This is a genomic window from Klebsiella sp. HMSC16C06, assembly GCF_001808325.1.
In the GTDB taxonomy this organism is placed as follows: domain Bacteria; phylum Pseudomonadota; class Gammaproteobacteria; order Enterobacterales; family Enterobacteriaceae; genus Klebsiella; species Klebsiella variicola.
On record NZ_KV793021.1, the window covers coordinates 146,518 to 163,066 of the forward strand.

General features: G+C 56.6%; 14 protein-coding genes. 6 read left to right on the plus strand and 8 right to left on the minus strand.

All coding sequences use genetic code 11. The features are described 5' to 3' along the window. Positions 1 to 416: 416 nt before the first annotated feature. Genes HMPREF3142_RS23380 through HMPREF3142_RS23395 form a run of 4 tightly spaced genes read left to right on the plus strand, consistent with a single transcriptional unit; the run spans position 417 to position 4,645 of the window. Complete coding sequence (locus HMPREF3142_RS23380) at positions 417 to 1,307, plus strand: carbohydrate ABC transporter permease (protein WP_004205419.1); 891 nt, start codon at positions 417 to 419, stop codon at positions 1,305 to 1,307. Next, on the plus strand, positions 1,300 to 2,202 hold the full coding sequence (locus HMPREF3142_RS23385; RefSeq protein WP_070612770.1) for a carbohydrate ABC transporter permease: 903 nt from the start codon (positions 1,300 to 1,302) through the stop codon (positions 2,200 to 2,202). Before HMPREF3142_RS23380 ends, HMPREF3142_RS23385 begins: the two co-directional genes overlap by 8 nt. Before the next feature lie 12 nt (positions 2,203 to 2,214). Beyond that, complete coding sequence (locus tag HMPREF3142_RS23390) at positions 2,215 to 3,342, plus strand: ABC transporter ATP-binding protein (protein WP_012967276.1); 1,128 nt, start codon at positions 2,215 to 2,217, stop codon at positions 3,340 to 3,342. A 16-nt stretch (positions 3,343 to 3,358) separates the two neighbouring features. Next, positions 3,359 to 4,645 carry an ABC transporter substrate-binding protein gene (locus HMPREF3142_RS23395; RefSeq protein ID WP_008806348.1) on the plus strand — a complete coding sequence of 429 codons (1,287 nt, stop codon included), beginning with the start codon at positions 3,359 to 3,361 and terminating at the stop codon, positions 4,643 to 4,645. A gap of 59 nt (positions 4,646 to 4,704) precedes the next feature. On the opposite strand, the gene HMPREF3142_RS23400 is transcribed toward HMPREF3142_RS23395, so the two are convergent. The 4 genes from HMPREF3142_RS23400 to HMPREF3142_RS29600 all read right to left on the minus strand — a co-directional run bounded on the left by HMPREF3142_RS23400 (position 4,705) and on the right by HMPREF3142_RS29600 (position 9,011). Continuing rightward, a complete protein-coding gene (locus HMPREF3142_RS23400) occupies positions 4,705 to 6,048 on the minus strand; it encodes a carbohydrate porin (RefSeq protein WP_012967275.1) in 1,344 nt (447 codons plus the stop codon). Positions 6,049 to 6,169: 121 nt separating this feature from the next. Then, positions 6,170 to 7,603 (minus strand): glycoside hydrolase family 32 protein, encoded by a 1,434-nt coding sequence (locus HMPREF3142_RS23405; protein ID WP_032747069.1) that lies wholly within the window; start codon positions 7,601 to 7,603, stop codon positions 6,170 to 6,172. 19 nt (positions 7,604 to 7,622) lie between these two features. Next, complete coding sequence (locus HMPREF3142_RS23410; protein ID WP_012967273.1) at positions 7,623 to 8,864, minus strand: MFS transporter; 1,242 nt, start codon at positions 8,862 to 8,864, stop codon at positions 7,623 to 7,625. Between the two features lie 12 nt (positions 8,865 to 8,876). Then, positions 8,877 to 9,011 carry a hypothetical protein gene (locus tag HMPREF3142_RS29600; protein WP_168443375.1) on the minus strand — a complete coding sequence of 45 codons (135 nt, stop codon included), beginning with the start codon at positions 9,009 to 9,011 and terminating at the stop codon, positions 8,877 to 8,879. A 94-nt stretch (positions 9,012 to 9,105) separates the two neighbouring features. Between HMPREF3142_RS29600 and HMPREF3142_RS23415 the strand changes: the two genes are divergently transcribed. Further along, positions 9,106 to 10,101 (plus strand): LacI family DNA-binding transcriptional regulator, encoded by a 996-nt coding sequence (locus HMPREF3142_RS23415; protein WP_008806352.1) that lies wholly within the window; start codon positions 9,106 to 9,108, stop codon positions 10,099 to 10,101. Here the strand turns inward: HMPREF3142_RS23415 and HMPREF3142_RS23420 are convergent. After that, positions 10,098 to 11,519 carry an arabinose-proton symporter AraE gene (locus tag HMPREF3142_RS23420; protein WP_008806353.1) on the minus strand — a complete coding sequence of 474 codons (1,422 nt, stop codon included), beginning with the start codon at positions 11,517 to 11,519 and terminating at the stop codon, positions 10,098 to 10,100. The genes HMPREF3142_RS23415 and HMPREF3142_RS23420 overlap by 4 nt on opposite strands. 298 nt (positions 11,520 to 11,817) lie before the next feature. Continuing rightward, the gene (gene kduD / locus HMPREF3142_RS23425; protein ID WP_012540639.1) at positions 11,818 to 12,579 is read right to left on the minus strand and encodes a 2-dehydro-3-deoxy-D-gluconate 5-dehydrogenase KduD; all 762 of its coding nucleotides are present in this window, start codon (positions 12,577 to 12,579) and stop codon (positions 11,818 to 11,820) included. A gap of 487 nt (positions 12,580 to 13,066) precedes the next feature. Between kduD and HMPREF3142_RS23430 the strand changes: the two genes are divergently transcribed. Then, on the plus strand, positions 13,067 to 14,242 hold the full coding sequence (locus HMPREF3142_RS23430) for an oligogalacturonate lyase family protein (RefSeq protein WP_008806355.1): 1,176 nt from the start codon (positions 13,067 to 13,069) through the stop codon (positions 14,240 to 14,242). A gap of 134 nt (positions 14,243 to 14,376) precedes the next feature. Here the strand turns inward: HMPREF3142_RS23430 and ompK26 are convergent, their stop codons facing one another. Next, on the minus strand, positions 14,377 to 15,072 hold the full coding sequence (ompK26, locus tag HMPREF3142_RS23435) for a KdgM family porin OmpK26 (protein ID WP_012967271.1): 696 nt from the start codon (positions 15,070 to 15,072) through the stop codon (positions 14,377 to 14,379). Between the two features lie 249 nt (positions 15,073 to 15,321). Continuing rightward, entirely contained in the window at positions 15,322 to 16,500 is a 1,179-nt protein-coding gene (locus HMPREF3142_RS23440) for an acetyl-CoA C-acetyltransferase (protein ID WP_008806357.1), read from the minus strand. Positions 16,501 to 16,549 lie beyond the last annotated feature (49 nt).

The following is a 16,549-nucleotide window of genomic DNA, read 5'->3' on the forward strand; positions in this document are numbered from 1 at the left end:
TTACTGCAGGCATTAAAAAAGATGCCGTCACAATCATTATCCTGGTAATAATATTTTTCACTCAGTTAACGCTGAACCTTCATTCTTTTCAGGCTCCCGCAGCCCCCTAAAATGCTTACCACCTCACCTTTTTGAAACATCGTTTCGACTTTGATCACATTTCCATCCTGATCTGCATGACGCAGAAATAAATCGCAATAAAATGAAATTAAAACGGTGTTTTATAAAAAATAGAGCAGCATAAAAGCGAGCCTGACAGCACGCCACTTGCTGGCTCACTTAAATAATAACCCATTCATTAACAAGGACATGTTAATCAGAGGAAGCGTTCAGACATTTTTGCGTTGTCAGGCGAAAAGGCCGACAGCGCCGCGTCACCGAATCCGTATTACAACTCGTAAGCCAGGTAGGTATGTATGAATGAAAACAAGCTGCTGGGATTGGCATGGATATCACCCTATATCATCGGGCTGATCGTCTTTACCGCTTTTCCCTTTGTTTCATCTTTCTTTCTCAGTTTTACTGAGTACGACTTGATGAGCCCGCCGGTATTTAACGGCATCGAAAACTATCGCTATATGTTGACCGAGGACAGCCTGTTCTGGAAATCGATGGGCGTGACCTTTGCCTACGTTTTTTTAACTATTCCCTTAAAACTGGCTTTCGCCCTCGGCATTGCTTTTGTGCTCAATTTCAAACTGCGCGGCATCGGCTTTTTCCGTACCGCCTACTACATTCCGTCGATTCTCGGCAGCTCAGTGGCTATTGCGGTACTGTGGCGCGCCCTGTTCGCCATTGACGGCCTGCTGAATAGCTTCCTCGCCGTCTTTGGCATCGATGCCGTCAACTGGCTGGGGGAGCCTTCGCTGGCGCTGATGTCGGTCACCCTGCTGCGCGTCTGGCAGTTTGGTTCCGCGATGGTCATCTTCCTCGCCGCGCTGCAGAACGTTCCGCAGTCGCAGTATGAGGCGGCGATGATCGACGGCGCCTCAAAGTGGCAGATGTTCATGAAGGTCACCGTGCCGCTGATCACTCCGGTCATTTTCTTCAACTTTATTATGCAGACCACTCAGGCGTTCCAGGAGTTTACCGGCCCGTACGTGATAACCGGCGGCGGCCCAACCTATTACACCTACCTGTTCTCACTCTATATCTACGATACCGCCTTTAAGTACTTCGACATGGGCTATGGCGCCGCGCTGGCGTGGGTGCTGTTCCTCGTCGTCGCGGTCTTTGCATCGATAGCCTTTAAATCATCGAAATACTGGGTCTTCTACTCCGCCGATAAGGGAGGCAAAAATGGCTGATATTCAACAGATGGCGCCGGTAATGAGCAACGCCGATCGTGAGGTCGCTCGTACGCTGCGTCGGGAAAAGGTGAGTCGGGTGGTACGCTACGTCGTGTTGATATTCGTCGGCCTGCTGATGCTCTACCCGCTGGCGTGGATGTTCTCCGCCTCGTTCAAGCCGAACCATGAGATCTTCACCACCCTCGGACTGTGGCCTGCCCACGCGACCTGGGACGGGTTTATTAATGGCTGGAAAACCGGCTCCGAATACCATTTCGGCCACTATATGCTTAACACCTTTAAGTATGTGATCCCGAAGGTGGTGTTAACGATCATCTCCTCCACCATCGTGGCGTACGGCTTTGCACGCTTTGAAATCCCGTGGAAGAAGTTCTGGTTCGCAACGCTCATCACCACCATGCTGCTGCCGAGCACCGTCCTGCTGATCCCGCAGTACCTGATGTTCCGTGAAATGGGGATGCTGAACAGCTATCTGCCGCTGTACCTGCCGCTGGCCTTCGCCACCCAGGGATTCTTTGTCTTCATGCTGATCCAGTTTCTGCGCGGCGTCCCACGCGATATGGAAGAGGCGGCGCAGATCGACGGCTGCAACTCCATCCAGGTGCTGTGGTACGTGGTCGTGCCGATCCTCAAGCCGGCCATTATCTCGGTGGCGCTGTTCCAGTTCATGTGGTCGATGAACGACTTTATCGGCCCGCTGATCTACGTCTACAGCGTCGATAAGTATCCCATCGCGCTGGCGCTAAAAATGTCCATCGACGTCACGGAAGGCGCGCCGTGGAACGAAATTCTGGCAATGGCGAGTATCTCCATTCTGCCGTCCATCATTGTCTTCTTCCTGGCTCAACGCTACTTCGTGCAGGGCGTGACCAGCAGCGGAATCAAAGGTTAAGAGGGAAATATCATGGCTGAAGTCATTTTCAACAAACTGGAAAAAGTTTACTCCAACGGGTTTAAAGCGGTGCATGGTATCGACCTGAAGATTGCCGATGGCGAATTTATGGTGATCGTCGGCCCCTCCGGCTGCGCCAAATCGACCACCCTGCGCATGCTGGCGGGTCTGGAAACCATCAGCGGCGGCGAGGTGCGGATTGGGGACAAAATCGTCAACAACCTGGCGCCAAAATCACGTGGCATCGCGATGGTGTTCCAGAACTACGCCCTCTATCCGCATATGACGGTGCGCGAAAACCTCGCCTTCGGCCTGAAGCTGAGCAAGCTGCCGAAGGCGCAAATCGACAGACAGGTGGAAGAAGCGGCGAAAATTCTCGAACTGGAAGAACTGCTCGATCGCCTGCCGCGCCAGCTCTCCGGCGGCCAGGCGCAGCGCGTGGCGGTGGGTCGGGCGATCGTCAAAAAACCGGACGTTTTCCTGTTCGACGAACCGCTCTCCAACCTTGACGCCAAACTGCGCGCCTCGATGCGGATCCGCATTTCCGATCTGCATAAGCAGTTGAAAAAATCCGGCAAACCGGCGACCACCGTCTACGTCACCCACGATCAGACGGAAGCGATGACCATGGGCGACCGCATCTGCGTGATGAAGCTCGGCCACATTATGCAGGTTGATACGCCAGACAATCTCTACCACCAGCCGAAAAATATGTTTGTCGCCGGGTTCATCGGCGCGCCGGAGATGAATATTCGCCCCAGCCAGCTGGTTGAGCACGACGGTCGCCTGCATCTGACGCTGGGCGATCAGCGACTGCCGCTCAACGACCTGCTGCAAAGCAAAGTTGAGACCCATAAGAATCAGCAGGTTTTCTTTGGCGTGCGCCCGGAGTTTGTCTCTCTCTCCGATGACCCCTTTGCCGAGGGTTCCTGCACGGGTGAAATGGTACGTGTGGAAAACATGGGACATGAATTCTTTGTTTATCTGAAGGTTGCTGATTATGAGCTGACCGCCCGCGTGCCGTCCGATGAAGCGAAACCCATGCTCGAGAAGGGCCTTCATCGCAAGGTGTATTTCAAATTTGATCTCAATAAGTGTCACATCTTTGACGCGAAAACCGAACAGAACCTCTCTCTGTGAACACTGGAGTATTAAAATGAAAAACGTGCTTTTAAGCGCCGTCATCTCCGCCACTCTGGGCCTTACCGCATTACCTTCAATGGCGAAGGATGTCGACCTTCGTATGTCCTGGTGGGGGGGCAACGGCCGCCATCAGGTCACCCTCAAGGCGCTGGAGGAATTCCACAAACAACATCCCGACATTAACGTCAAAGCAGAATACACCGGCTGGGACGGCCATCTTTCGCGCCTGACCACCCAGATTGCCGGCGGCACTGAGCCTGACGTGATGCAGACCAACTGGAACTGGTTGCCGATCTTTTCGAAAAATGGCGAGGGCTTTTACGATCTCAATACCCTGAAAGACGAGATCGACCTCAGCCAGTTCGATGCCAAAGAGCTGCAGTCCACCACGGTCAACGGCAAGCTTAACGGTATTCCCATTTCCGTCACCGCCCGCGTCTTCTACTTTAACGACGAAGCGTGGAAAAAGGCGGGCATCGCCTTCCCGAAAACCTGGGATGAGCTTATGGCGGCGGGCAAAACCTTCGAAAGCAAGCTCGGGAAACAGTACTACCCGGTCGTGCTCGAACACCAGGACGTGCTGGCGCTGCTCAACTCTTATATGGTGCAAAAATACAATCAGCCGGCCATCGATGAGAAGGGGCGCAAATTTTCCTACAGCAAAGCGCAGTGGGCAGATTTCTTCGGTATGTATAAGAAGCTTATCGACAACCATGTGATGCCGGACACCCGCTACTATGCCTCGTTCGGCAAGAGCAACATGTACGAGATGAAGCCGTGGATCCAGGGTGAATGGGGCGGCACCTACATGTGGAACTCCACCATCAACAAATATTCCGATAACCTGAAGCCGCCGGCGAAGCTGGTGCTGGGGGAATACCCGATGCTGCCGGGCGCCACCGACGCCGGACTGTTCTTCAAGCCCGCGCAAATGTTGTCGATTGGCAAATCGACGAAAAACCCGCAGGCGGCGGCGAAAGTGATTAACTTCCTGCTGAACAGTAAAGAAGGGGTGGATATTCTCGGACTGGAGCGTGGAGTACCACTGAGTAAAGCGGCGGTCAACTACCTGACCGAGGACGGGATCATCAAAGCCGACGATCCGGCGGTGTCTGGCCTGAAACTGGCACAATCCCTGCCCACGACCCTGCCGGTCTCCCCGTACTTCGACGACCCGCAGATTGTCGCCCAGTTCGGCACCACCCTGCAGTACATCGACTACGGTAAAAAGTCGGTGGAAGAAGCGGCCGAGGACTTCCAGCGCCAGACCGACCGCATTCTGCGCCGCGCGATGCGCTAACCTGCCCGTCTGAACTCTCCCGCGGCGTCCGCCGCGGGAGAGTCTGCCTGAGTATCCTGTCAGAAAAAATATTTAAAACGCACCCGAGCGCCGTAGCGTTCATCGGGATTCCCGCTCTTCGCTGCCGTGGAATCGAGCCACGAAGCATAGGCGCCAAGGTAAATATTGAAGTTCGGCATCGCCATAATATTCGGCAACTGCCAGGAGGTGTGCAGAGTATGGATGTCATAGCGCCCCGGCGCGAGAATTGCGCAGTCGCCATCGCATTCGCTGGTCACCCCGGCCATATTGAACTGGTCGATTTTGTTATGCGCGTAGATATAGCCCAGCTCCACGCGATGCCACAGGGCGTTAATTCCGGCGCTGAAGTCGGTTTCGTCCGCCGCGTCCAGCAGAGCGGTACTCAGATTGACCACCGCCCCATCCTGCGGGTCGCTTTTCAGGGTGTTCCAGCTCATGGTCAGCCCGTAGCCGGTGCGATTTGACTGGTCGACCCAGCGTCCGCTCTGGTTCTGATAGCCGTAAGCATTGTTGACGAGATTGCTCTCTATCGCCGCGGCCGCCGACCAGGCGCCGGACTGCCACACCGCCACCGGCCGCACGTACACCACATTTTTGCGGTTTTCCAGCGCGTTACCATGATAGTTCTGATCGACAAACAGCGAACTGCCGTCCTCCACCAGGGTGTTAACCTCGAAATACCAGTTATCCAACGTTTTGCTGAACAGAAGGTTGCCGCCGCTGCTGCTGCGCCCGCGCCCCTCTTTCATCATGTAAATATAGCCATAGCCGTCGGAATAGAGATCGTTAGCGGTATTGCCTGAATATTCAATAAAGGTGTCCTGATTCAGGGGGAACATATCCCAGGCTTCAAAGCGACCTATTTTTATTTTCCAGTCATCCTGCTGACCAAAGAAAAATACCGCATCGTCGAGATTCATTTTGCCATCCATATCCGCCAGCGGCTGCACGCTGAATCCGGCATATTTCCCGTCAGCGCCATTACGCCTGCCGTCAATCCCCAGCAGAATACGACCATTAATATCCCAGCGTTCTTTATCGCCCGGCGCCCAGCTTTTATTCGCGCTGGTTTTGACCGACGTCAGACTGCCGGTGCGGCTGGCGCCATCGAGGTTAAATTCGACGTCGCCATAAAATTTTAATTCGCCATTGTCGTTTAGCTGCAGGCGCGGCGTAGCCGGCGCCGCGCGGGCGACCGTCGTGGCCTGCTGCTGGCCTTTCAGTGTCTTAATTTCCGCCTCTGCGCTGGCGGCGCGCGCCTCCGTTGCCTTTAACCGCTGCTCCATTTGCGCCAGTCGCTCCTCCAGCGATAACGGCGCCTGCGCCATAACGGATGGCAGATACAGAGACGTGAGAAAACACCCGACCCAGATTTTATTCATCGGTAAACCCTTTTATTATGGAATGAACTGAATTTGTTATTAATGGGTAACGCACGACGATGCAGGCAATAATAACCCGCCCATCGTCAAAGACGGGTTATTAACGACAACAGCCTTATTATTATTCGAGCTGCCAGGCGCCGGCTTCAGTTAATGCAGCTGAGCCGCTCCAGGCAAATAACGCTAATTCACGGCAAGGGACCTGCGGATAGATACGGCTGCTCAGGCAGGCTTCGCCATCATTGACGAAAACCTCAACCGAAGAGCTATCGAAAAATATCCGCAGGTTGAGATCCGCCCCGGCGGTCAACGGCACGCTGCGCGTCCCGCACAGGCCAAACTGCGGATAATGCCGCTCCACCACCAGACGCTGCTGTTGGGCATCCACGTAGATGCGCAGGCCATCGCCAAAGCGCAGACCATACTGCTCAGCGCTGCTGCGGGCGCAGTCCCAGCGCAGGTGCACTTCCATCGCCTCGCAGTTGTCGACCATCGTCGTCTGCTGGTTGTTCAGCGTGCTGACCGGCCACGGGAACCAGGCGCCGCGCAGGCTCTCCACTTCTTTCGCCGGGCGCATCTGCAGGCGGCCATCGGCGCTCAGGCTCAACTCGCGCGGCAGGGAGAGCATGCCCGCCCAGCCGTCCTGCTGTTCCGGTAGCGGCGATTCCCACATATCCAGCCAGCCAATTACGATCCGCCGGCCATCGGGGGTGGCGAAACTTTGCGGGGCATAGAAATCGTGGCCGTGGTCCATCTCCCTGAATTCGCCGTGGCGAATAAAACGCTGCCCCGGCTGCCACTCGCCGATCAGATAGCCGCTCTGGAACAGGTTGCGGTTGCGGAACCCTTCGGCCTGCATCCCCTGCGGGGAAAACATCAGGACGCGCTTACCGTTGAGGGTGAAGAAGTCCGGGCACTCCCACATGTAGCCCATGGTGCTTTCCGCTTCATCCAGCACGCCCGCATCCTGCCACTGGCGCAGATCGGTTGAACGGTACAGCCGCACCTGGCCGGTATCGCCTTCGCGCGCGCCGACGATCATGTACCAGCTATCCCCTTCCCGCCAGACCTTCGGGTCGCGGAAGTGGTGCATGCCTGGAGGGGTGTCGACCACCATCCCCTGGCGCTCAAAGTGGATCCCGTCGCGGCTGGTGGCCAGACACTGCACCTGATACAGATTGGCTTCGTCGCCAGGATCGCCGTGGAACTTATGCCCGGTGTAAATCAGCGCCAGGGTATCGCCATCGACCACCGCCGAACCGGAGAAGCAGCCGTCTTTATCTTCCGGCCCCTCCGGCGCCAGCGCCACCGGCAGGTGCTCCCAGTGCACCAGATCCTTACTGCGCGCGTGCCCCCAGTGCATCGGCCCCCATTGGGTGGAATACGGGTGATGCTGATAAAAGGCATGGTACCAGCCGTCGAACCACACCAGACCGTTAGGGTCGTTGATCCACCCGGCGCGGGCCGCCAGGTGATAGTGTGGATACCAGCGCAGATTGAGCGCCTGGCGTTGTGTCTGGAGTACCTGTTCAGCCCGGGAGATTGTGTAAGTCATCATTTTCACTCTTTTTGATTCAGATAGCGGTAGGTTGCGACACCAGCGGATCGGCCGAGGATTTACCGGAGCGCAACAAGAAGATGGAGATAAAGGTGGTGCAAAACACCAGCAGGCCCATGATCAGATAGGACTGGGCGAAGCCATATTTTTCATAGCTGTAGCCCGCCAGCGGCGACAAGACGCTGGCAATGATCGAGCTGGTGCAGGCGAAACCCACCAGATAGAGGGTGGAGGAGAGGCGTTTATCAAAGTTGATGCTGTTGTACTTAAAGATAGCCACCAGCAGTATCGGCAGCTCCACCGCGTGCAGCAGTTTGGTAATGGAGATCAGCAGCGGCCCCTCCACCAGGCCAGAGGCCACCATGCGCATCGCCATCACCATGCCGGCGAAAATCAGACCGTTCTTGGCGCCGATACGGTTCACCAGCCACGGCGCGCAGAACATGCCGGCCGCCTCGAGGAACACCTGGAAGGAGTTGAGATAACCATACATCTCGTTGCCTTCCTGCAGGGTCGCGAACTGCGATGAGAAATAGACCGGGAACTGCTGGTCATAGACACCGTAGATGCAGGTGCCGATGACGAAAAAGACCAGCGCCCAGAACCGCGGCAGCGTCAGCAGGCGCAGTGCATCTTCCAGCGTCACCTTACCGCCCGATACCGCCTCCTGCATCGCATGCGGCGCCGAGGAGACCCGCAGCCGCGCCAGCAGGATAAAGAACACCAGCCCTGAGCAACTGGCGACGAGGAAGTTAAGCTGCGGATTGATATTAAACAGCAGGCCGGCGAAGAAGGTGGCCACCGCCCAGCCGAGCGAGCCCCACATCCGTGCCCTGCCGAATTCAAACTGGCTCTGACGCGCCACGCGCTCGGTGTAGGATTCCAGCACGCCAATGCCGCCGTTAAAGGTCAGGCCGATGTAGATCCCGCCGAAGATGCTGCCCAACAGGACGTTAATCTTCAGCAGGTGGCCGAACAGCAGATACGCCGGACCGGAGAGGATCAGCAGCGCGGTGATATACCAGAGCAGATGTTTGCGCAGCCCCAGTTTGTCCTGAATGAAGCCATAGAAAACTTGCGCAAACAGCGCGGAAACCGACAGTACGGCATAGATAATACCGGTATCGCCAGCCTTTAACCCAACCTCCTGGTGAAGCCAGATAGAGAGCAAGGAGCCGGATGACGACCAGGTCACGAAAAAGAAAAACAGTAAGGCACTGAGCAACGGGTAGCTGTGTGAGTGATGCGCTTTCATCATGACATTCTCGTGTTAGAGGAATGCAACTATGGTAACGTTAACAAAAAACAAAACGCAGGGGGATTCGCTGCGATACATGATGTTAATCACAAAAGTTAACGTTAACATAATGAAGATGCGATCGCGATCAAATATTAACCGCGGCAGCGTTCAGGACGGAGATAGCAGAAAATCGTTTCACTCTTTTACATCAGCGACTTAGTTGTATAGCCTGTACTCTGCAGCCACGGCGGAGGAAAAAATGGCGTCCCTGAAAGATGTAGCAAAACTGGCGAATGTATCTCTGATGACCGTCTCGCGGGCGCTGAACACCCCGGAGCGGCTCAAGCCGGAGACCCTGGCCCGCGTGCAGGCCGCCATCGCCGAGACCAACTACGTCCCCGACCTGTCGGCGAAGAAGATCCGCGGGGCGCGCGCCACCCCCAGCACCATCGGCGTGCTGGCGCTGGATACCGTCACCACGCCCTTTTCGGTGGAGATCACCCTCTCGATCGAAGAGACCGCCCGCGCCCACGGCTGGAACAGCTTTGTGGTCAACATGTTTTCGGACGATAGTCCGGAAGCGGTGGTCGACCTGCTCCTCTCCCACCGTCCGGACGGCATTATCTTTACCACCATGGGGCTGCGCCAGGTGCCGCTGCCGGACAAACTGCTGACTCTGCCCTGCGTGCTGGCCAACTGCGAAAGCCTCAGCCAGCCGGTGGCCAGCTATATCCCGGACGATGAACAGGGCCAGTACGACGCGGTGAAAGCCCTGCTTGCCGCTGGCTATCGTCATCCGCTGTGCCTGCACTTACCCGCCAGCCAGCTGGCGACGATCCGCCGCCGCCAGGGGCTGGAGCGCGCCTGCCGGGAGGCGGGTATCGAACCGGACCATCTGATCCATTCGTATATGGGCCAGGGCGATGAGCATTACCACGATATCCCGGCGGTGGTGCTGGCGCATATCCGCGAGGGTAAACCTGGCTTTGACTCGGTGATCTGCGGCAACGATCGCATCGCGTTTATGGTCTATCAGACGCTGCTGGGTCAGGGGTTACGCATTCCCCAGGACGTGGCGGTGGTGGGATACGACAATATGGTGGGCATTGGCGATCTGTTTCTGCCGCCGCTCTCCACGGTGCAGCTGCCGCACTACGACATCGGGCGCCTGAGCGCCCTGCATATCATTCACGGCGACAACCATCGGGAGACGCGCAAAGTCGCCAGCCCGTGGTTGCCGCGCGCCTCACATTAACGGTTACCGATGTTGCGCAGCTTCTCGCCCGCCATCAGGTTGCGCTCAATGTGCTCGAGGGTGACATTCTTGGTTTCCGGGATCAGCCAGAAGGTGACGCCGATAAAGGCCACGTTGAGCACCGTGTAGAGCCAGAAGGTACCGGCGGCGCCAATCGCGTCAAGCAGCGTCAGGAAGGTGGCGCCGATGATCATGTTCGACACCCAGTTGGTGGTGGTCGAGCAGGTGATACCGAAATCGCGGCATTTCAGCGGCTGGATCTCGGAGCAGAGGATCCACACCACCGGCGCCGCGCTCATCGCATACCCGGCAATACACATCATGGTCATGCCGACGGAAAGCCAGGAGAGACCGCTGGAGGCGGTGCCATTGTCGAACTGCATCAGGCAGTAACCCAGCACCAGGGTGCCCAGCGCCATCACGCTAAAGCCGATTTTTAGCGCCGGCTTACGACCCGCTTTATCCACCGTGAACACCGCAATAAAGGTGGCAAACATAAAGGTCAGGCCCACCACCAGAGTGGCGATCATCTGCTGTTCGGTAGTGGTAAAGCCCGCCATTTTAAAGATACGCGGCGCGTAGTACATGATGATGTTCATACCGGTGAACTGCTGCATCGCCTGCAGCAGCATGCCAAGGAACACCGCCCGGCGCACGTTACGATTGACCTTAAACAACGCCCAGCCGCCCTGCTTCAGCTTCAGGCTCTCACGGATCTCGTTAAGCTCGTCGCGCGCCTTTTCCGAGGTATCGCGCAGCATCCGCAGCACCTCTTCCGCTTCGATATGGCGTCCTTTCTCCGCCAGCCAGCGCGGGCTGTTCGGCAAAAAGACGACCAGAATAATCAGGATCACCGCCGGCAGTGCCAGCACGCCTAACATGGCGCGCCAGTTACCGCTGTAGCTAAAGGCAGTATCGGAAAGAAACGCCAGCACAATGCCGAGGGTCACCATCAGCTGGTACATACTGATCATTTTCCCGCGCACGTTCTCACTGGCCATCTCGGAGAGGTACAACGGCGCGGTATAGGAAGCGATCCCGACGGCCACCCCCAACACCACGCGGGCTATCAGCAGCACCTCCACGCTGGCGGCAAAAGCGGAGCCGATAGAGCCGGCAACAAAGAGCACAGCCCCCGCCATCAGGCTGTATTTACGGCCGAGGCGGAACGACAGCCAGCCGTTAAACAGCGCACCGATCGCCGCCCCCAACATCATACTGCTGACCACCCACTCCTGAAGCTGGCTGGATAAGGTGAAGTGGTCGGTAATAAAGGGCAGCGCCCCGGATATCACGCCGATATCCAGGCCAAAGAGCAACCCCGCTACCGCCGCAGCGATAGAAACAAACCAGTTCATCCGCCGGGTGTCACGTTGTGTCCGCGGCGTTAATGCAGAGTCGTTACTGATTGAAGTCATTTTTATTCCTGCCACACAGAGAAAGACATAGGACGAAAGTACGTGACTGGCGGAGGAGTTTGTCAGGCTGGATAAGCCAAAGATATGGACTATTTTGCTGGCAGGAGAGGTTTTGTGATGGACATTAAACTTTCTAAGGAACAAAAAATGCGTTTGTCATAGTGAATAACCCTGTCCATACAGGGTAGTAACATTAATCAGGCGATATAGAATATGGACGATTATCACTTATTGATATGGACAATAATTGCTCACTCGGCCGGTGCGATACTCACCGCCCCGGCCGTCGCGGAGGGGGTTAGCGCGCCAGCCAGCCGCCGTCCACCGCCACCGTGTAGCCATTGATGTAATCGGAAGCTGGGGAGGCAAGGAATACCACCGGCCCCATCAGATCGGCCGGCAGGCCCCAGCGCCCGGCGGGAATGCGGTCGAGAATTTCGCTGCTACGCTGTTCGTCAGCGCGCAGCTGCTGGGTGTTATTGGTCGCCATATACCCCGGAGCGATGGCGTTGACGTTGATATTGTGTTTGGCCCATTCGTTCGCCAGCAGGCGGGTCACGCCCATCACCGCGCTTTTGGACGCCGTATACGATGGCACGCGGATCCCGCCCTGGAAAGACAGCATGGAGGCGATGTTAATGATCTTCCCGCCGCTGCCCTGGGCGATAAAGTGCTTCGCCGCCGCCTGGGACATGAAAAATACGCTCTTGATGTTCAGGTTCATGACGTCGTCCCAGTCCTTTTCGCTGAACGCCAGCGCGTCCTCGCGGCGGATCAGCCCGGCGTTATTGACCAGAATATCAATATGGCCGAACTCCGCCACCGCACGCTCCAGCAGCTGGGGGATACCGTCGATCTGGCGCAGGTCGGCGGTCAGGCTGAGAAAGCGGCGTCCCAGCGCCGTCACCCGCTCGATGGTTTCCACTGGCTCGACGATATTGATACCAACAATATCGCATCCTGCTTCCGCCAGCCCGAGGGCCATTCCCTGACCTAAACCGGTATCGCATCCGCTCACGACGGCTACTTTTCCCTGCAGGGAGAATGCATCAAGAATCATAATGTGTTCCTTAATCGTTCAGAGCCTGCTGCGTGCAGGCAAGGTTCTCTCGGCCCTGCCCACGCCGATGGCGGAGCTGAGCGTGGGGTGAACTCTCGGGCATAGCCCACCATAATGAAAATAAAACAGAGTTCCGTTTTTGCTGATGGGTGCCATCTTAGCCCTGCCCCCTGTCATTTTCAATAATATTTAAAACGATGTTTCATTTTTTATGATGGCGATTACAAAAAAAGAAAAAGCGAAGGCACCTGGCGGCACGCGCCGGGTCGGAAGCGATTTTAAAAGGTTGATGATTCAATCGGTTGTCTGGAGAGACGGCAGAAGACAGGCCAACAGGCCGCTGAAAATGCGGGAATTACGCTGAACTGCGTGAAGCATCACAAATAATGAAACGATGTTTTGATAAATTAACACTCATCTTTTAAAACACATCACTCAGCGACACGCCTCTGGTCCAGCGGCATCGCAGGAAAGAAAGGAGCACTACATGGCTAAAGGCATGCGGGTCAAACTGAATTATCAGGTCAGCCACGATCCGGATACCGGAGCGGAAGTTACCCGCTTAACCCCTCCGGAGGTCACCTGTCATCGCAACTACTTCTATCAGAAGTGTTTTTTTAACGATGGCAGCCATTTACTGTTCGCCGGCGAGTTTGACGGCCACTGGAACTACTATCTGCTGAATATCGCCAGCGCCGAGGCCATCCAGCTGACGGAAGGCGCCGGGGATAACACCTTCGGCGGCTTCCTCTCCCCGGACGATAAGTCGCTTTATTACGTGAAAAATGACCGCACCCTGCTGGAGGTGAATCTGACCACCCTCGTTGAGCGCGAAGTTTATCGCGTCAGCGATGACTGGGTCGGCTACGGCACCTGGGTGGCAAACAGCGATTGCAGCAAACTGGTGGGCATTGAGATTGCGAAAAGCGACTGGACGCCGCTCAACGACTGGCAGATTTTTCATGACTTCTTTCACAAAGGACCACACTGCCGCCTGCTGCGCGTCGATCTGCACAGCGGTGAGAGCCAGGTGATCCATGAGGAAAAAATCTGGCTGGGACACCCAATCTATCGTCCCTTCGACGACCACACCGTCGCCTTCTGCCATGAAGGGCCGCACGATCTGGTGGACGCCCGCATGTGGCTGGTCAATGAAGATGGCAGCCACGTCCGCAAAGTGAAAACGCATGCCCCGGGCGAAAGCTGCACCCATGAATTCTGGGTACCGGACGGTTCGGCGCTGATCTACGTCTCCTATCTGAAAGGTCAGCAGGGGCGGACGATCTATCGCTTTGATCCCGAAAGCGGCGTCAACGAGGCCCTGATGACGATGCCGGCCTGCTCGCATCTGATGAGCAATTTCGACGGCACGCTGCTGGTGGGCGATGGCTCAGGGACCCCGGTGGATGTCAAAGATACCGGCGGCTACTCCATTGATAACGATCCTTATCTGTATGTCTTTAACGTGGCGCAAAAACGCTACTTCCGCGTCGCACGTCATGATACCTCGTGGGCGACGGTGGCCAACAGCCGTCAGGTGACTCACCCACACCCCTCGTTTACCCCGGACGACAGCGCCATTCTGTTCAGCTCCGATAAAGACGGTAAACCGGCCATCTATATCGCGAAATTACCCGAGCATCCGCCAATGCTAAGCGCCTGATCCACGCCACACGTCTTTCTGTCACTGGCCTTGCCCTCCTTCGTGGAGGGCTTTTTTTGTCCCTTCTCTTTCCCCCATAAAAAACCCCGGCTGACGGCGCCGGGGAAAACAAACGATGAGGGCTGAATGGTCTGTCAGAACGAGTAGGCCACCCCAACGCGGAAGCGGGTCTGACGATCGCTGCGGTCGTTCACCCCGACGTTGCCAATTTCACCATACGGTGACCAGTTGTTATCCAGCTTATAAGCCACCTTCACGTTATATTCCTGCGAGTAGGGTTTGTTGTCGTTGCGGCTGACCCCTTCGGAACTGCGGGCATAGACATAGTTCAGCTCTGTACGCCAGTCACCAAGCGCAAACCCGGCCCACGCGTCGCCGCGGTTAACTTTGTCATCATCTTTACCGGCGTTGTTCGGATAACGGGTGTATTCATAACGATAGCGAGCGGCGACATAGAAGCCGTTGTCGAAGCTGTATTGCACGTGGAGGTGCGGCTTGTAGATGGAGCGGCTGTCGTTGCTCTCAATGGTAAACCCCGGGGTGAGGAAAAAGTTCGACGTTGCTTTCCAGCGCCAGCTAATGGTGTCTTCATGTCCATTACCCACCACGTCTGAATAGGGCTGCGAACCGTTGTCGCCACCCGAACGCCATTTGGCCTCGACGGTAAAGCCTAGCCCGTTGGCAAAACGGTGGGAAACGGAGACGCGGTCGGCATTACTTTTATCGCTCTTACCGCCATCAATGAATTCATGACGTAAATCTATCGTTACCGCAGTCGCCGCAAAAGACATACCACAGAGGGCGGCCAGAACCAGAGATCGTTTTAACATAGGGTACCCCTTATAATAAATAAAATGTCATTTCGTTTTTATGAAACGTTATTTTATTTTTTAAGCACCTTAGTTTTAGTGACCAGGATCGTAGTTATTTGTTTCAAAAAATGTGGCACAACAAGACGTGACGGAGCTCAATAAATTCGCCAGGGGGGAAGTGAAATACGCGAGAAAAAGCAGGGTTCGGCAAAGTGCGGCGCATAAAAAAGGCCTCCCGCAGGAGGCCATGTAGATCGAGACAGAGCGTCAGGCGCGCTCTACCGCCAGCGCCACGCCCTGACCGCCGCCGATGCACAGCGTCGCCAGCCCTTTACGGGCATCACGCTTGATCATTTCATGCACCAGCGATACCAGGATCCGGCAGCCGGAGGCGCCGATGGGGTGACCGAGGGCGATCGCGCCGCCGTTGACGTTGACCCGCCGTTCATCCCACTCCAGTACCCGGCCAACCGAGATCGCCTGAGCGGCAAAGGCCTCATTGGCTTCGATCAGATCGACGTCGTCCAGCCGCCAGCCGGCCCGCTCCAGACAGCGACGGGTGGCGTGCACCGGGGCAATGCCCATCAGCGCCGGATCGACCCCGACGCTGGCGAAGGCGCGGATCCGCGCGAGGATCGGCAGCCCCAGTTCAAGGGCTTTGGCTTCACTCATCATCATCACCGCCGCCGCGCCGTCGTTGATGCTGGAGGCGTTGCCGGCGGTCACCGACCCGAGGCGGTCGAAGGTGGGCTGCAGGCTGGCCAACCCTTCCGCGCTGGCATCCACCCGCGGTTGTTCATCGGTATCCACGGTGCGCGCCGCGCCGTTATGCTCGGTAATAACCGGGACAATCTCGTCGCGAAAGCGGCCGGAATCAATCGCCTTGCGCGCCTTATGCTGTGAGCTGAGCGCCCAGGCGTCCTGCAACTCGCGGCTGATGCCGTATTCCCGGGCGAGGTTTTCCGCCGTAACGCCCATATGATAATCGTTGAAGGCATCCCACAGTCCGTCATGCACCAGGCTGTCAATCAGCTGGCTGTTGCCCAACTGGGCGCCGGTGCGGCTGTCGGTGAGTACATGCGGAGCGCGGCTCATATTCTCCTGGCCGCCGGCGATCACCACATCCGCTTCCCCACACTGAATCGCCTGGGTGGCGAGGTGCAAAGCCTTCAGGCCGGAGCCGCAGACGTCGTTTATGGTAATGGCCGATACAGTGTTAGGCAGCCCGCCGCGAATTGCGGACTGCCGCGCGGGGTTTTGCCCGGTACCGGCGGTCAGCACCTGGCCGAGGATCACCTCATCCACACTCTGCGGATCGATCCCTGTCTGCTCAACCAGCGCTTTCAATACCACACTCCCCAGCTCGACGGCTGAATGGCGCGATAAGGCACCCTGAAAGCAGCCAATCGGCGTTCGCAGCGCCCCGACGATCACGACATCCTTCATCCTCTACCCCTGCCCATGCTTTTGCGCAAAGAAACAGCGATATACTAGA

What these genes read in the sequence shown, in the direction of transcription:
- ompK26 (WP_012967271.1), bottom strand. Translation starts at nt 15,072, where the DNA reads ATGTTAAAACGATCTCTGGTTCTGGCCGCCCTCTGTGGTATGTCTTTT.
- HMPREF3142_RS23400 (WP_012967275.1), bottom strand. Translation starts at nt 6,048, where the DNA reads ATGAATAAAATCTGGGTCGGGTGTTTTCTCACGTCTCTGTATCTGCCA.
- HMPREF3142_RS23390 (WP_012967276.1), top strand. Translation starts at nt 2,215, where the DNA reads ATGGCTGAAGTCATTTTCAACAAACTGGAAAAAGTTTACTCCAACGGG.
- HMPREF3142_RS23440 (WP_008806357.1), bottom strand. Translation starts at nt 16,500, where the DNA reads ATGAAGGATGTCGTGATCGTCGGGGCGCTGCGAACGCCGATTGGCTGC.
- HMPREF3142_RS23420 (WP_008806353.1), bottom strand. Translation starts at nt 11,519, where the DNA reads ATGACTTCAATCAGTAACGACTCTGCATTAACGCCGCGGACACAACGT.
- HMPREF3142_RS23410 (WP_012967273.1), bottom strand. Translation starts at nt 8,864, where the DNA reads ATGATGAAAGCGCATCACTCACACAGCTACCCGTTGCTCAGTGCCTTA.
- HMPREF3142_RS23385 (WP_070612770.1), top strand. Translation starts at nt 1,300, where the DNA reads ATGGCTGATATTCAACAGATGGCGCCGGTAATGAGCAACGCCGATCGT.
- HMPREF3142_RS23415 (WP_008806352.1), top strand. Translation starts at nt 9,106, where the DNA reads ATGGCGTCCCTGAAAGATGTAGCAAAACTGGCGAATGTATCTCTGATG.
- HMPREF3142_RS23430 (WP_008806355.1), top strand. Translation starts at nt 13,067, where the DNA reads ATGGCTAAAGGCATGCGGGTCAAACTGAATTATCAGGTCAGCCACGAT.
- HMPREF3142_RS23380 (WP_004205419.1), top strand. Translation starts at nt 417, where the DNA reads ATGAATGAAAACAAGCTGCTGGGATTGGCATGGATATCACCCTATATC.
- HMPREF3142_RS23395 (WP_008806348.1), top strand. Translation starts at nt 3,359, where the DNA reads ATGAAAAACGTGCTTTTAAGCGCCGTCATCTCCGCCACTCTGGGCCTT.
- HMPREF3142_RS23405 (WP_032747069.1), bottom strand. Translation starts at nt 7,603, where the DNA reads ATGACTTACACAATCTCCCGGGCTGAACAGGTACTCCAGACACAACGC.
- kduD (WP_012540639.1), bottom strand. Translation starts at nt 12,579, where the DNA reads ATGATTCTTGATGCATTCTCCCTGCAGGGAAAAGTAGCCGTCGTGAGC.